The 16509-nt window shown below is 34.6% G+C and carries 15 protein-coding genes; 6 read left to right on the top strand and 9 right to left on the bottom strand.

The annotated features are described in order from the left end of the window. The first annotated feature begins 55 nt into the window (after window positions 1–55). From queA to K7G79_RS02400, 3 genes are all read left to right on the top strand, one after another. Window positions 56–1105, top strand: a complete 1050-nt coding sequence (queA, locus tag K7G79_RS02410; protein ID WP_223548805.1) for a tRNA preQ1(34) S-adenosylmethionine ribosyltransferase-isomerase QueA — start codon at window positions 56–58, stop codon at window positions 1103–1105. Between the two features lie 233 nt (window positions 1106–1338). Next, window positions 1339–2379, top strand: a complete 1041-nt coding sequence (rlmN, locus tag K7G79_RS02405) for a 23S rRNA (adenine(2503)-C(2))-methyltransferase RlmN (protein ID WP_223548803.1) — start codon at window positions 1339–1341, stop codon at window positions 2377–2379. A gap of 207 nt (window positions 2380–2586) precedes the next feature. After that, entirely contained in the window at window positions 2587–3564 is a 978-nt protein-coding gene (locus K7G79_RS02400; protein ID WP_223548801.1) for a polyprenyl synthetase family protein, read from the top strand. A gap of 34 nt (window positions 3565–3598) precedes the next feature. Here K7G79_RS02400 and K7G79_RS02395 read toward each other — a convergent pair whose 3' ends face one another. Continuing rightward, window positions 3599–3979, bottom strand: a complete 381-nt coding sequence (locus K7G79_RS02395) for a DoxX protein (protein WP_223548799.1) — start codon at window positions 3977–3979, stop codon at window positions 3599–3601. 183 nt (window positions 3980–4162) lie between these two features. Between K7G79_RS02395 and dnaG the strand changes: the two genes are divergently transcribed. Beyond that, window positions 4163–6121 carry a DNA primase gene (gene dnaG / locus K7G79_RS02390; protein ID WP_223548797.1) on the top strand — a complete coding sequence of 653 codons (1959 nt, stop codon included), beginning with the start codon at window positions 4163–4165 and terminating at the stop codon, window positions 6119–6121. On the opposite strand, the gene K7G79_RS02385 is transcribed toward dnaG, so the two are convergent. Together K7G79_RS02385 and nadE are read right to left on the bottom strand one after the other, a co-directional pair. Further along, a complete protein-coding gene (locus K7G79_RS02385; RefSeq protein ID WP_223548796.1) occupies window positions 6122–6754 on the bottom strand; it encodes a response regulator transcription factor in 633 nt (210 codons plus the stop codon). Between the two features lie 106 nt (window positions 6755–6860). Beyond that, window positions 6861–7649 (bottom strand): NAD(+) synthase, encoded by a 789-nt coding sequence (gene nadE, locus K7G79_RS02380; protein WP_223548794.1) that lies wholly within the window; start codon window positions 7647–7649, stop codon window positions 6861–6863. A 95-nt stretch (window positions 7650–7744) separates the two neighbouring features. On the opposite strand from nadE, the gene gldB reads away from it, so the two are divergent. After that, a complete protein-coding gene (gldB, locus tag K7G79_RS02375; RefSeq protein WP_223548792.1) occupies window positions 7745–8713 on the top strand; it encodes a gliding motility lipoprotein GldB in 969 nt (322 codons plus the stop codon). Next, window positions 8714–9049, top strand: a complete 336-nt coding sequence (gene gldC, locus K7G79_RS02370; RefSeq protein WP_223548790.1) for a gliding motility protein GldC — start codon at window positions 8714–8716, stop codon at window positions 9047–9049. It abuts the gene before it with no gap. A gap of 70 nt (window positions 9050–9119) precedes the next feature. On the opposite strand, the gene rodA is transcribed toward gldC, so the two are convergent. The 6 genes from rodA to purH all read right to left on the bottom strand — a co-directional run bounded on the left by rodA (window position 9120) and on the right by purH (window position 16446). Beyond that, window positions 9120–10397, bottom strand: a complete 1278-nt coding sequence (gene rodA / locus K7G79_RS02365; RefSeq protein ID WP_223548789.1) for a rod shape-determining protein RodA — start codon at window positions 10395–10397, stop codon at window positions 9120–9122. Window positions 10398–10405: 8 nt separating this feature from the next. After that, window positions 10406–12334, bottom strand: coding sequence for a penicillin-binding protein 2 (gene mrdA / locus K7G79_RS02360; RefSeq protein WP_223548787.1), 1929 nt, complete (start codon window positions 12332–12334; stop codon window positions 10406–10408). After that, complete coding sequence (locus K7G79_RS02355) at window positions 12331–12837, bottom strand: rod shape-determining protein MreD (RefSeq protein WP_223548786.1); 507 nt, start codon at window positions 12835–12837, stop codon at window positions 12331–12333. Before K7G79_RS02355 ends, mrdA begins: the two co-directional genes overlap by 4 nt. Further along, window positions 12830–13642, bottom strand: a complete 813-nt coding sequence (gene mreC / locus K7G79_RS02350; protein ID WP_223548784.1) for a rod shape-determining protein MreC — start codon at window positions 13640–13642, stop codon at window positions 12830–12832. Before mreC ends, K7G79_RS02355 begins: the two co-directional genes overlap by 8 nt. 22 nt (window positions 13643–13664) lie before the next feature. Beyond that, window positions 13665–14693, bottom strand: a complete 1029-nt coding sequence (locus K7G79_RS02345) for a rod shape-determining protein (RefSeq protein WP_223548782.1) — start codon at window positions 14691–14693, stop codon at window positions 13665–13667. 220 nt (window positions 14694–14913) lie between these two features. After that, window positions 14914–16446, bottom strand: a complete 1533-nt coding sequence (gene purH / locus K7G79_RS02340) for a bifunctional phosphoribosylaminoimidazolecarboxamide formyltransferase/IMP cyclohydrolase (RefSeq protein ID WP_223548780.1) — start codon at window positions 16444–16446, stop codon at window positions 14914–14916. Window positions 16447–16509 lie beyond the last annotated feature (63 nt).

The following is a 16509-nucleotide window of genomic DNA, read 5'->3' as shown; positions in this document are numbered from 1 at the left end:
GTGAATGACGCTTAGAAAGTTACATGTGACCTTTGAAAAAAATAAATACTAACACATGAAATTATCAAACTTTGGTTTCAATTTACCAAGCGATTTATTAGCAGAATACCCTTCAGAAAATAGGGATGAGGCACGTTTAATGGTTTTAAATAGAAAAGACCAAACCATTGAACATAAATATTTTAAAGACCTTATCGATTATTTTAATGAGGATGATGTATTGATTTTAAACAATACTAAAGTGTTCCCTGCTAGGTTATATGGAAATAAAGAAAAAACAGGTGCGCGTATAGAAGTATTTTTATTAAGGGAACTTAATGAGGAACAACGTCTTTGGGATGTTTTGGTAGACCCGGCTCGTAAAATACGAATTGGCAACAAGTTGTATTTCGGTGATGATGATACCTTAGTGGCAGAAGTTATAGATAATACAACTTCTAGGGGTAGAACCCTTCGTTTTTTATATGATGGATCTTATAAAGAGTTTAGAAATAAGCTCAAAGAACTTGGTGAAACTCCGCTTCCAAAATATATAAAGCGTGAGGTAGAGCCGGAAGATGAAGATCGTTATCAAACCATCTATGCAAAAAATGAAGGCGCTGTAGCAGCTCCAACAGCTGGATTGCACTTTTCTAAACACTTGTTAAAGCGTTTAGAAATAAAAGGAGTTAATTTCGCTGAGGTAACATTACATGTTGGTTTGGGTACTTTTAATCCTGTTGAAGTTGAAGATCTCTCCAAACATAAAATGGATAGTGAAGAATTGACTATAGATGCCAAAGCCGTACAAACTGTTAATTTAGGTATTCAAAATAAAAAACGTGTTTGTGCTGTAGGTACCACAGTTATGCGAGCTATTGAAAGTGCAGTATCATCTAACGGTATGTTAAATGAAATGGATGGTTGGACCAACAAGTTTATTTTTCCACCGTATGATTTTAGTATAGCAAATTGTATGGTTACCAATTTCCATACACCAAAATCAACCTTGTTGATGATGGTATCTGCCTTTGCTGGTCATGATTTTATAAAGAGGGCCTATGAAGAGGCTATAAAGGAAAAGTATAAATTTTACAGCTATGGTGATGCCATGTTAATCTTATAAAGTATATGCCCTGACTAGTTCAGGGCTTTTTTGTTTTTGAACATTAACGTACTTATAAGTGTTGGTTGGACTTTTTTAGTAGTCTTTATCGTAAATACTTTAGGAACACCTTGGTCTTCAATGTAAAGAGCTCCAACAAAATTTCTATGCCTAACGCAAAAAGAATTGTAGTATGAAAATCGTTAAACCATAATGCTTCAATAGCAATTCCTTTCACTATTTTTGTACCACTTATGGGAGCTAACAAAAAAGATATACGTGCATTTACCAAGGAACAGTTACGCGACTTCTTTGTAAAACAAGGTGATAAGGCCTTTCGGGGAAATCAGGTATACGAGTGGCTTTGGCAAAAATCGGCGCATACTTTTGATGATATGACCAATATATCGAAGTCAACTCGACAAATGCTTGAGGATAACTTCGTTATTAACCACATTCAAGTGGATAACATGCAACGTAGTAGTGATGGAACTATTAAAAATGCTGTAAGGCTTCACGATGGTTTAATTGTGGAATCGGTTCTAATACCTACATCTACAAGAACTACGGCCTGTGTATCCAGTCAGGTTGGCTGTAGTCTAGATTGTAAATTTTGTGCTACGGCACGGTTAAAGCGTATGCGCAATTTAAACCCCGATGAGATTTATGATCAGGTGGTGGCAATCGATAATGAGAGTAGGTATTACCATAACCGTCCATTAAGCAATATTGTGTTTATGGGTATGGGCGAACCACTTATGAATTACAATAATGTGCTAAAGGCCATAGATAAAATCACATCACCAGAAGGCTTGGGCATGTCGCCTAAGCGCATTACTTTATCGACTTCAGGAGTGCCTAAAATGATTAAAAAGATGGCCGATGATGGCGTTAAGTTTAATTTGGCAGTATCCTTACATTCTGCAATAGATGAGGTTAGAACGTCCATAATGCCATTTAATGAAACCTTTCCCTTGGATGATTTGCGTGAAGCTTTGGAGTATTGGTACACCAAGACAAAAAGGAAAATAAGCTATGAATATGTGGTTTGGAAAGGGGTTAATGACACCCAAGAAGACATCGATGCTTTCGTGAAGTTTTGTAAATATGTGCCCTGCAAGGTCAATATTATAGAATACAATCCAATTGATGACGGAGGCTACCAACAAGCTTCAAATGAAGCATTGGAACAATATATAAGGACCTTGGAACAAAACAGAATCGTGGTTAATGTACGCCGAAGCCGAGGTAAGGATATTGATGCTGCATGTGGACAGTTGGCAAATAAATCTTAAAATAATTATGATTCGTGTGTAGAAGGTTTTTTTTAATAAATCCATATTTTTATGTCATGATATCTATTTTTCTATGACCGTACTTCTACTAACTCTACATAAGTTTTAACATTATATCTATATATCTATCCTTGTTTTTTGTGATTAAAAATTAATAATGAATGTTTCATTTGAAATAGTATCTTTGAATCTGCTTAATAGGCTGATTTGAAAATAGTCGAACAAATAAAACAACCCATCGCTTTTGAGATGGAACTTTTCGAGCAAAAGTTCCAACTTTCTATGTCCTCAAAGGTGGCGCTGCTAAATAGAATTACGCATTATATAGTAAATAGAAAAGGCAAACAAATGCGCCCTATGTTTGTTTTTTTGGTAGCCAAAATGGTGTCTAATGGAGAGATAAGTGAGCGTACCTATCGTGGAGCATCGGTTATTGAGCTTATCCATACAGCAACTTTAGTGCATGACGATGTAGTAGATGACAGTAACCGTCGCCGTGGATTCTTTTCGGTAAATGCACTATGGAAAAATAAAATTGCGGTGTTGATTGGTGATTTTTTATTGTCTAAGGGCTTGCTTTTGTCTATTGATAATAACGATTTTGATTTACTTAAAATTATTTCCATTGCCGTTCGCGAAATGAGCGAGGGCGAATTACTGCAAATAGAAAAAGCACGTAGGTTAGATATAACTGAAGATGTGTATTATGAAATCATACGTCAAAAAACAGCAACATTAATAGCTGCCTGTTGTAGCTTGGGGGCGGCTTCGGTAAAACCAGATTCGCAACATGTTGAGGATATGCGCAAATTTGGTGAACTTATAGGAATGGCATTTCAAATTAAGGATGATTTATTCGATTACGGTGATACACAAATTGGTAAGCCTACAGGTATAGATATTAAGGAACAGAAAATGACCTTGCCTTTAATACATGTGCTTAACCACGCCTCCAAGAAGGACAAAAACTGGTTAATCAATTCCATAAAGAATCATAACAAGGATAAAAAACGGGTAAAGGAAGTTATTGCCTTTGTTAAAACTAATGGCGGACTGGACTATGCTATAAGCAAAATGAAACAATTTCAGGAAGAGGCTTTAAATATGCTTCAATCCTACCCAAAGTCAGATTATAAGGATTCACTTCAGCTTATGGTGAATTATGTAATAGATAGGAAGAAATAAGTTTGAAATTTTTGTTCTAGTTGAATTAAAGCTATTATTTAAAAAGCGGTTTGTACTTTTCCTTATAACCTAACAACAGCATAATATTTAAAAAAGCTACAATTAAAGCGGTCCATATTTTGCTAAAATCATTATCAGACAGATTAAAGATTAAAAAGGAAACGCTTAGCGGAAACAATACAATTAAAATAAATGGGACCCATTTGTTAAAGATCAAGAATAGTCCTATTATTATTTCAAAAATATACAAGTAGGGTAGGTAAATGGCAACGGCATCAATGAAATCCCTAGTATTTTCAGGCATTTCACCATAAGTAAATGGTATGAAATGGAAAAATTGGTTGAGGGCATATACAATCAAAAATAAACCTAAAATAATCCTTAAAAGCGGAGAAAATTTTGCAGATGTAGCCATGACTTTAAGATTAATAAATTAAAATGTTTAGTATTTATATTAAGTGCAAAGTAAAGATACTTTATGCGGATTTTATAAAATATGACTAATGTCATGTGATTGAGAAGAAACATTGATCAGGCTATTTATAATTTCTATAATCCATAGTTTATAGTATTTTTACAATTCTTATAACTTTATATTGTGATATCACAATCTTCCATAGACCAAGTATTTGAAACTGCCCGAGTAGAGGAGGTTATTGGCGATTTTGTTCAGCTTAAAAAGGCAGGCAGTAACTTTAAGGGGTTGAGTCCATTTAGTGATGAACGTACCCCGAGTTTTATGGTGTCGCCCGTAAAACAAATATGGAAGGACTTTAGTACAGGAAAAGGAGGTAATGTTGTTGCCTTTTTAATGGAACATGAGCATTTCACCTATCCAGAAGCTATAAAATATTTAGCTAAAAAATATAATATCGAAATAGAGGAAACCGAACAGACCAATGAGCAAAAAGAAGCTGCCAATGAGCGTGAGAGTTTGTTTTTGGTTAGTGAGTTTGCCAATGATTATTTTCAAAAGATACTTTATAAAACCGACCAGGGCAAGTCTATTGGACTAAGTTATTTTAAGGAACGTGGTTTTACTGAAGATACCATAAAAAAGTTCAATTTGGGATATTCCCTAAACGAATGGCAGGCTTTTACTGATGAGGCCTTAAAAATGGGCTATAACATCGATTATTTGGAAAAAACGGGACTAACAATAGTTAAGGACAACAAACGATTCGACAGGTTTAAAGGACGGGTCATATTTCCCATAAAGAGCATGAGTGGGCGGGTATTGGGCTTTGGAGGACGCATTTTAATAAACGATAAGAAAGCAGCCAAATACCTTAATTCTCCTGAAAGTGACATATACCATAAAAGTAAGGTGCTTTATGGTATTTTTCATGCCAAGCAAAGTATAGCTAAAGAAGATAATTGCTATTTGGTTGAAGGCTATACCGATGTCATTCAGTTTTACCAAACGGGAATTAAAAACGTTGTGTCATCATCTGGCACGGCTCTAACACCAGAACAAATTCGCTTAATAAACAGGTTAACCAAAAATATTACAGTCTTGTTTGATGGTGATGCGGCAGGCATGCGTGCTTCCCTTAGAGGTATTGACCTTATTTTGGAACAAGGTATGAATGTTAAGGTGTGTTCATTTCCAGAAGGAGAAGATCCCGATAGTTTTGCAAAGCAAAATACACTAGAGGAACTTACACACTATTTGGAAGAGAATGCCAAGGATTTTATTCAATTCAAGGCATCCGTACTCTTTGAAGATTCCAAGAACGATCCTATTAAAAAGGCAGAAACCGTTAGGGATATTGTAAACAGTATTTCTAAAATTCCAGATCGTATAAAAAAGGAGATATACATTCAGGAATGTGCTCGTATTATGGATATTAGTGAAGCCGTTTTATTCAGTACGCTGGCACAGATTAACAAAAAAGAGTTTCATGAAGAAAACCAAAAGTATAGGGCCGAACGCAAAGCTTTTGAAGTTATAAAGCATGAACAACCAATTAATAAGATAGATGTTCAATATGTTTTGGAACGTAAAATTATTGAGATTCTATTGCTTTATGGAGATAAAACTGAAGATTTTGAAGATTTAGTGCTTAAAGAAAACAATAAGGGAGAATTAATTTTAGAACCTGTTGTGCATCAAGCTAAAGTTTTCGAAAAGGTGTTTTTAGATCTTCAGGATGATGAAATGGAATTCACCAACCAAAAGTTTAAAAGTCTTTACTATACCATAATAGATGCCTTAAATCAAAATCCTGAATTTGAACTAAAAACATTTATCAACTCTGTAGATCAAGATATGACTAATGAAATCACTTCCATTTTAATGGATGATGAACGCTATCATCTTGATAACTGGCAACGTATGAATATTTATCCTAAAGAAAAAAATCATACAGTTGCCCAGTTAGTAAGTGAAACTATTTTAAGTTTAAGGTGTTTTTTAATAGATCTTAAGGTAAAGGAGTTTCAGCAAGAAACAGAGCAAAACAAATCTAACTCAAATAAAAATGTACTTGAGGAGGTAAAGGATTACTCTAGTTTAAAAATGCTATTGTCTAGAAAATTAAACCGTGTCTTGTAGCTAATGAACTTGCTCCGAAAGTTTAGCTTGATTTACCAAATCTACCAAGTTATTGACTTTAAGCTTTCGCATCAAACGTGCCTTGTATGTGCTTACCGTTTTTTCGTTAATGTCCAGTTCTTTAGAAATTTCCTTGTTCTTTTTGCCTACAGTTAATAGTTTTAAAACTTCAGCTTCCCTAGTAGATAACTTTTTATAAAATCTTCCAGATTTATTAGTTCGTGTTCCAAATGCAAGCTGTTGTGTAAGTTCATTGCTAAGGTAAATACCGCCTTCGTGAACTTTCATTATGGCTTCACTAATGGTGATAATATTAACTGTTTTTGAAACGAAACCATAAGCGCCAGCTTTAATGGCGTTTATAGCGTAAACTTCTTCTGGTTCGCCACTAAAAATAATGGTTTTAATGTCTGGATAGTCATTTTTTAAATGCCTTAGTACAGTTAAACCATTTAATTTAGGAAAATTAACTTCGGTTAAAATAATATCCACCGGATTGTTCTTAACAAATTCTAGAATGGCTTCACCATCATCTACACTTCCAACAATGTCAATACTTGAGGAAGAAGTTAAGAGTAGTTCTAAACCCTTTCTAATAATAGGGTGGTTGTCTGCTATTAATAATTTTATCATATCTTTTAGCTTTTAAGTATAATCATTTAAGAGTATGATTATATAGGTTGGTTGAGAGACTTAAGCTATAATGTAAAGATACTACTTTTTTTACAATTTTAATGTATTAATTAAATTTCTTCGGGATATTGCAGACAGGTATGGGGACCATTTTGTGCTTGTTTGAACTGTTATAGCGTTTGTATATTTTAAAGACTTCTTGTTTGCGTCCAGTAAAGTCTTTAGAAGTTTTGTTTTTGTTATCCATATCCATAGCCCATTCCAATTCGGGATACGAAGCGCCAATTTGGTCCTCATCACTTCTAGCATCTCCAAAAAGGCCATCACTGGGTACTGCTTTCATAATACTTTCAGGGACCTTTAAAAAATCTCCCAATTGATAAACTTCAGATTTTACCAAATCGGCAATTGGACTCAAATCAACTCCTCCATCACCATATTTAGTAAAGAATCCAACACCAAAATCTTCGACTTTGTTTCCTGTTCCGGCTACAAGTAGCTTATATAAACCGGCATAGTAGTATAGGGTAGCCATACGCAAACGGGCTCTGGTATTAGCTAGTGCCATATCTACAGTAGCCTGACTGCCATCTGCTATAACTTCTGTCTTAAACGATTCAAAAACAGGAGTTAAATTGGTGCGTATGTCCATAACGTTATCAAATCTGGATTTTAATTGAGCTATGTGTTCTTGAGCTCTTGTTACATGACTTTTTGCTTGGTGAATGGGCATTTCTAAACATAAAACTTTTAAGCCAGTTTTAGCGCATAAAGTTGAAGTGACAGCAGAGTCAATACCTCCCGAAATACCAACAATAAAACCATTCATATTTGCTTTAGTAGCATAATCCTTTAACCAATTAACAATATGGTTTACTACTTTTTCTGTTTGCATATTACGCTAAATTTAAATCTAAGAATAGTACCTTTGCAAACAAAAATAAAAGAAACCCCTCAATATATAAAAGATTAAACCGTTTAAGTTTTTATATGAAGTATACGAGATTACTTTTCATTATGCTTATGTTGGCCGCTTCTTGTAAAAAGGACGATAAGTTTGAACAAGACATAGCTAAAATAAATACTAATATAACCGTTGAACGTTTTGACAGAATGTTTGCCAACACTGATGTTAAAGATTTGCCGAAACTAAAGCAGGTTTATCCGTTCATGTTTGCCGAAAAATATCCAGATTCGTTTTGGGTTGCCAAAAAAAATGACACTTTGCAACGTCAGTTATACGCTGAGGTTGAAAAAGCTTTTCCGAATTTTGATGATATAGAATTGGAAATTGAATCGTTATTTAATCATCTACGCTATTATTTTCCTGAGTTTAACCCGCCAAGAATTATTACCGTAACAAATGATGTGGACTATAGAAATAAAGTAATTGTTACAGATACTATTGCCTTATTATCTATTGATTCCTATTTAGGGGATGATCATGAGTTTTATGTAAATAGCCGTATACCTAAATATATATATGAAGATTTAAAAAAAGAACAATTGGTAGTCGATTTATCTAGTGCTTATGCTAAGAAATATATTTATCAATCTCAAAGACGATCGCTTTTGGACGAAATGATTTATTTTGGAAAGCTTTTGTATTTTAACGACATAATGATTCCTTTTAAAACAGAAGCAGAACGTATCAGCTATTCAGAAGATGAACTACAATGGGCTGTAGCTAATGAAAGTTATATTTGGCGTTATTTTATAGAACGAGAACTATTATATAGTACAGATTCAAAATTACCAAATCGGTTTATTAACCCAGCTCCTTTCACTAAGTTTCGACTAGAGCAAATAGATAATGAGTCTCCAGCAAGATTGGGACAGTATATTGGTTGGCAAATTGTACGTGCTTATATGGCAAACAATGATGTGTCTCTAAAAGACATGCTTACTAAAAGTCCTGAAGATATTTTTAATAATTCTAAGTTTAAACCCAGAAAATAAATGGCAAATCACTTAACATCAAAAATAGAGCTGCTAGTAGAATTGGACGAAAATCGTGTTCCGGAAAAGTTGCAATGGACGGCAGTAGACGGAGGGATTACTAAAGAAGAGGCTAAAGCTATGTTGCTTTCGGTTTGGGATAGTAAAGCTAAAGAAACATTACGTATTGATCTATGGACTAAGGATATGCCAGTGGATGAAATGAAGGTGTTTTTTCACCAAACCTTGGTAGCCATGAGTGATACATTTAACCGAGCAACACAGGATGCGAAGATGACAGCCACCATGAAGGATTTTTGTGATTATTTTGCCGAAAAATTAGAGTTGAAAAAGTAGGGACAAAAGTTTCATTTTAAGGGGTAAAAAGGCTAAAATCAGTACTGTCTTTAACACATTATCTACTGGGTCACCATTCATTTATTCTGTTAGAATCTAGTTTAATAAAGACAAACAGTAAAAAGGTAAATGCCCAAAGACCTGAACCTCCATAGCTAAACATAGGTAATGGAATACCAATTGTTGGAATTAATCCCATAACCATACCAATATTAATGAGAAAGTGCATGAAAATTATTGAGGCCACGCCGTAACCATAAACCCTACTAAATTGTGACTTTTGTAATTCAGCCAAATGAAGGATACGTAACAGTAACAAAACAAAAGTAACCACTACTAATGCACTTCCAATAAATCCCCACTCCTCACCAACAGTACTAAAAATATAATCAGTATGTTGTTCTGGTACAAACTTTCCGGTCGTTCGGGTACCTTCCAAAAAACCTTTTCCAGAGATACCTCCAGAGCTAATCGCTTTTTCTGACTCATTAAGATTGTAAGCAAAGGTTTTTTTCATTTGCTCTAATTTTTCTGGATCCTTTTCCAAACGTAACCAAAGACTAATCCGATCTTGTTGATGGGGTTTTAAAATATCCTGATAGAAAAATTTCACACTAAAGGATAAACCCATACAGAGCAATAGGACTATTAACGACATTACAATTGGAGGTTTCTTTTTCGATAAAAAATAAAGTGCAACAATTGAGATAGCTGCTATAATAGTTGTGATTAAAAACCCGAATTTCAGTGAAAAAAGCGATAGAAAAATAACAACTACCCCTAGTGTTAAAAATATTTTAGGCAGGCCTTCCCGGTACAGTACAAAGAAAAAAGCGCCATAGACTACGGTGCTTCCGGTATCGTTTTGTAATAGCACTAAAAGCGCAGGAATTATAATTATGGTAAAGGTTTGTAGTTGGTCTTTAAGTTGCTTAATATCGGTGTTTAAGTCGCTAATGTATTTAGCAACGGCCAAGGCTGTAGCTGCTTTGGCAAACTCACTGGGTTGTAACGTCATACCACCAATGGCATACCAAGACGTAGCGCCATTAACATTTTTGCCAAAAAGGAAGAGGCCTACAAGAGAGACCATAGAAATTATGTAAATGATACTAGAGAACCGTTCATAAAACTTGGCTTCTACAGATAGAATTAAAATTATTAACCCAAAGGTAAGTAGTATAAAAATTAATTGCTTACCGTAAGGTTGTGATAAGTCAAAGTAATCTATTGTTTCGCCAGTATGTGAAGCCGAAAAAATATTTAGCCATCCAAAACCTACCAGTAGTAAAAAAAGAAAGATGGTAATCCAATCGAATTTAAAATGCCTGTTGGTTTCTCTAACCATTAACTTTTTTAGTTTTTAAATTGTTGCAGTCGTTTTTTTAATCGCTCATACTCTAGGTCATCAACAGGATGAACTATTGTTTTGTCATTTATGTTGAAAGGTTTACCAGAGTATGGTTTCTCGTATTCATTTTCTAGACCATATCTTAGAAGCCAATCTTCTAGATCTGTTCTAGTAATTTCATCCTTTATATGTTTTTCAATCATTAAACTGGCTACTTTACCAGCAAATCGACTACCCCAATACCCATTTTCAATAAATACCGCAATGGCTATTTTTGGATTTTCTTTCGGTGCAAAAGCAACAAAAATAGAGTGATCTGTTAATTGTTTTCGTTCACCATCAATCCTTGTAAAATTCTCTACGGTTCCTGTTTTTCCACAAATGTCGATATCTTTAACCTGTAACCATTTGGCCGTACCATTTTTGTATACTTGATGCATGCCTTCAATAACAGGTTCAAAATGTTGCTTATCGATAGAAGTATAGTTGCGAGTGGTGAATTTTTTTGGGATGGTGTCACCGTCAATAGACTTTATTATATGGGGTGTGTAATAGTACCCTCGATTAGCTATAGCGGCTATCATATTGGCAAGTTGAATTGGTGTTGTGGCTATTTCTCCCTGTCCGATGGCATTTGAAATGGTATATGTTGAATAAAAGGTGTTTGGGTAAACTCGTTTGTAGTAATTTCTATCGGGTATTCTTCCCGGTTGACCTACTTTTAAATCATAGCCCAAAAAATTGCCCAACCCAAAACTTTTGGCATGTTTGCTCCATACATCAATGCCATCTGAAGCATTGCCGTTCTTGTCTAAAATTTTTCTATATACGGTTGCGAAATAGGCATTACACGATTCCTGAATGCCAGAAATCATGTTATTGCGTCTGCCAATATAACAATGGCATTTCATAAATCTATTGCCATATCTATAACCTGCATAGCATGTCACCGTTTCATGAGGTGTTATAACACCTTCCTGTAGACCTATTAAGGCATTCATTAATTTGAAGGGGGAACCAGGCTCATACTGCCCTTGTAGGCTTCTGTTGAATAAAGGATTGGCTTTTTTATCGTTATATAGTTTGGTAAAGTTTTTCGAGCGGTTTCTACCAACCAAAATGTTTGGGTCGTATGAAGGAGCAGCCACCATGGCCAAAATTTCACCAGTTGCAGGTTCAATGGCAATAACACCACCGCGTTTGTTTTGCATAAGTAACTCACCATACTCTTGTAACTTAGCGTCAATAGTAATGGTAATATCCTTGCCTTGTTCTGGAAGAATATCCAGTTTTCCTTCTTTGTAAGGACCAATATCTCTATTAAAGCGATCTTTTTGAATAAATTTTAAACCCTTTACACCGCGTAAAATATCCTCATAGGAAGCTTCAACGCCCTGTTTTCCCATTAAATCACCCATAGTGTAGTAGGAATCAGATGTAATATCCCTGGAATTAACCTCTCCAATATCGCCCAATACATTGGCGCCAATGGATCTTTGGTAATGCCTTAAGGATCGTTTTTGAATATAGAATCCTTCATATTTTCGCATTTTTTCTTGAAGCACGGCGTAATCTTCCTTAGATAGGTGAGATACGAAAACCGAAGGAAGTCTTGGAGAGTAATTTGTCGCCTGTTTTAATGTTTTGTTATATTGAACCGTATCAATTTTTAACAGTTTACAAAATTCTTCAATATTGAAAGAGTCAACTTCCCTTGGAATGACCATGACATCATAAGATGGCTGATTGGCAACCAAAAGCTCGCCGTTTCTATCGTATACAAAACCACGTTTGGGGTAATCATAAACCTTTCTAATAGCATTGTCTAAAAATAAATCGTGTTCAGAAGCGGTATATACCTGAAGATAAAATAACCTCCCAATAAAAATAAATCCAACACTAATTACTGATAAGAAAAGCAAAAATTTTCTCATGCCTTATTCCTGGAGAATATTATAGTTAACAATACACATAAAAGTATAGTAAATATACTTGAGAATAACGCTCTTTGCAGGGTTAAAATTATTTTTGAAGCACTAAATATTTCCAGAGAGAAAAGAACTATGTGATGAATAGCTGTTAAAAAAGTAATGTAGGTAAGTTTTGAGCCAAACTCTACTGCGCTAAATTTAATGGTTTGGTGTTCGTAAATCATACCGAAAGATGATTTTAAAAATATTGGCCTTGCATAAGCAATCAATACAGATGAAGCTGCATGTATGCCACCGGTGTCCAAAAACATATCCACTGTTAGGCCCAATAAAAAACTTAAAAAAATAAATAGCATCCTATTATTTTTTACAGGGTAAAATAAGATGAATAATAAGTATGGATAAGGATTGATATACCCTAAAAAATTAATATGGTTAAAAATAAGCGCTTGGGCTAACACAAGTATTATAAAACGAATGGTATGTATGGAAATAACACTATTCATTTAGCAGATTGGTTATTTCGGGTTTGTCTATGTTTTCAATAATATGTACATGCTCGATATTGGTCATGTCATTAAATAACTTTACGTTTAGTGTATAAAAATTTTCGGCATCGTCCAATTTAAAATCTTGGACAGCTCCAATCAGAATGCCTTTTGGAAATATTGAAGAACGCCCTGACGTTATGATAGTGTCACCAATTTTTACAGGGGCAACTTTTTGAATATCTACAAGTTGTACAAGTTCAGGGGAATTTCCGTTCCATTTTAACGAGCCATAGTGGTTTGTGTTTTTTAGTTGTGCACTTATTTGACTTGTTGTACTCAATATAGAAATTACTGTAGAGTAATTAGTACTACTTTTATCGACTATACCTATAATACCTTTTGAAGAAATAACTCCAAAATCTTCTTTTATACTGTCGTTTTGACCTTTGTTCAATAACAACATGTTATTGTGTAAATTATAGCTATTCTTTATGATATTGGCAGAGGTGAATCGGTATTGACTTGAAAATTTTGTACTATCTATAAAACTTGTATCTACTTTATTGGAATTATTGTATAAAAGTGAATTTAACCTATTGTTTTCCTCGGTTAAAATTTTGTTCTGGGATTTTAAGCTAAAGTATTCACTTATATTATTTACTTTATTGTAAATGCCTCCAGTTAAAAAATTAGCAGAATTAATGAACTTACTTTTGTGGTAAGAGTGCGATTGGATGATAAAAAAGATAGATAAGGAAAACAGCAACAAGAACAACAAAAAGTTTTTGTTTCTTATAATAAAATTTACAATTTGTTGCATGGTTTATAGACCTGTTTTTACTCTACTTTATCAATACACTTTTGTATTTAGGTAAGTTTTTAAGTGTAATACCAGTTCCCCTTACTACAGCACGTAATGGGTCTTCGGCAATGTAAACAGGTAAATCTGTTTTTTGTGATAAACGTTTGTCCAGACCTCTTAACATTGAACCACCACCTGCTAAGTATATACCAGTATTATATATATCGGCAGCCAGCTCGGGAGGGGTTTGTGAAAGCGTTTCCATAACCGCGTCTTCAATACGTAAAATTGATTTGTCAAGTGCCTTGGCAATCTCACGGTACGAAATAGATACCTGTTTTGGTTTTCCGGTAAGCAAATCACGACCTTGAACACTCATATCTTCTGGAGGTAACTCTAGATCTTCTGTTGCAGCACCTATTTGTATTTTTATTTTTTCAGATGTACGTTCTCCTACGTATAAGTTATGCTGTGTGCGCATATAGTAAACAATATCGTTGGTGAATACATCACCAGCAATTTTAACCGATTTGTCACAAACAATACCGCCTAAAGCAATCACGGCAATTTCGGTAGTACCACCTCCTATATCTACCACCATGTTACCTTTGGGTTGCATGATGTCTACGCCAATACCAATGGCAGCTGCCATTGGCTCATGTATTAAGTAAACCTCTTTACCATTCACACGTTCAGCACTTTCCTTTACAGCACGCATTTCTACTTCGGTAATTCCGGAAGGAATACAGATGACCATACGCAATGCTGGGGTGAAAAACTTCTTTTTTAAGGCCGGGATATTTTTAATGAACATGCTTATCATTTGCTCTGAAGCATCAAAATCGGCAATTACACCATCCTTTAAAGGACGAATGGTTTTAATGTTTTCGTGGGTTTTTCCCTGCATTAAATTAGCTTCTTGACCTACTGCAATAATTTTACTTGAAATCCTGTCCCGAGCTACAATTGAAGGAGCGTCAACAACAACTTTGTCGTTATGTATAATAAGTGTATTTGCAGTACCTAAATCTATTGCAATATCTTCGGTTAGGAAGTCAAAAAATCCCATGTGTAATATCTGGTGTTAAAAGGTTTAAACAACGAATGTCGTAAATGTAATAAAAGTTAATAATATACTAGATATTATAAAGCTGAAAATTCTGTAGATTTAAAGTATATTAAGCATATACGTTGTTCATCGGTTTTTAGATTGCAAATGTTACTGATCATTGAATACCGCTTATTGAAAACTGAAGAGGCTCAATTACAACTATTAACATAAATTAAATCTAGTGTTTAAAGTGACGTGTGCCAGTAATCACCATAGTCACATTGTTTTCGTTGCAATAATCGATACTTAATTGATCTTTTATGGAACCACCAGGTTGAATTACAGCAGAAATACCTGCGTTCTTAGCAATTTCAACACAATCAGGAAATGGAAAGAAAGCATCACTGGCCATTACTGCACCGTTTAATTCAAAATTGAAGGATTTTGCCTTGTGTATAGCTTGATTTAAGGCATCAACGCGACTGGTCTGCCCGGTTCCGCTGGCATATAGTTGCTTGTCCTTGGCTAAAACAATGGTATTCGATTTTGTATGTTTGCAAATTTTTGAAGCGAACAACAAATCGTCTATTTGGGATGCTGTTGGCGCTAATTTAGTTGCATTTGTTAAATCGTCAGCACTATCGGTAATGTTATCCTTATCCTGAACCAAAACACCATTCAAACAACTTCTTACATTGGTTTTAGGCAATTCAATGTCCTTTAAAACTAAAAGGATTCTGTTTTTTTTGCCTTTTAAAATTTCTAAAGCATCTTTTGAAAAAGCTGGTGCAATAACTACTTCGCAGAATAAATTATGGATTTCTTCAGCCGTAGCCTTATCTATTTCAGTATTACTTATTAAAATACCTCCAAAAGCTGAAACAGGATCACCAGCAAGAGCATCTTTGTAAGCCTCAAGCAAGGTGTCACGTTGCGCTAAACCACAAGCGTTGTTATGTTTAAGGATAGCAAATGTTGGTGCGTCACCTTTAAATTCTCCCATCAAATTAACTGCTGCATCAACATCCAATAGGTTGTTGTAGCTTAATTCCTTGCCGTGAAGTTTATCGAAAATAGCATCAAAATCACCAAAGAAAAATCCTTTTTGATGCGGATTTTCACCATAGCGTAACACATTGGCATTCGGTTCACTAATTTTTAAGACAGTTTCATTGCCATCTTGATTGAAATAGTTAAAAATAGCGGTGTCATAATGTGATGAAACATTAAAAGCTTTTGCAGCAAAGCGTTTTCTGTCTGCTTCAGAAATAGTACCATTGTTCGCAGAAATCAACTCTAAAAACTCGGCATAATCATTCACGGAAGATACACAAATTACATCGGCATAATTTTTTGCAGCAGCGCGGATCAATGAAATACCTCCAATGTCTATTTTTTCAATAATATCTTGGTTACTCGCGCCAGAGGCTACTGTTTTTTCAAAAGGGTATAGATCGACGATAACCACATCAATTTGTGGAATGTTGTATTCAGCTAATTCGGCAACATCACCTTCATGGTTTTGTCTGTTTAAAATGCCGCCAAATACTTTGGGGTGAAGAGTTTTTACTCGCCCACCTAAAATGGAAGGATAGGAAGTAATCTCTTCGACAGGAACAACATCAATTCCTAAATCCTTTATGAATTTTTCGGTACCACCGGTTGAAAAAATGGTAACCCCTTGTTGGTTTAATTTTTTCACAATAGGTTCTAATCCATCTTTACTAAATACCGATATTAAAGCTGATTTAATGGTTTTGTCGTTGCTCATTTTTGTTGTCTTATAAAATTCTCAAAACGAGAAGTTAAAGTTGAGTTTGTTAAAAAATATGTG

The organism is Aestuariivivens sp. NBU2969, assembly GCF_019931125.1.
In the GTDB taxonomy this organism is placed as follows: domain Bacteria; phylum Bacteroidota; class Bacteroidia; order Flavobacteriales; family Flavobacteriaceae; genus Aestuariivivens; species Aestuariivivens marinum.
This window is presented reverse-complemented; position numbering and strand designations above follow the sequence as displayed.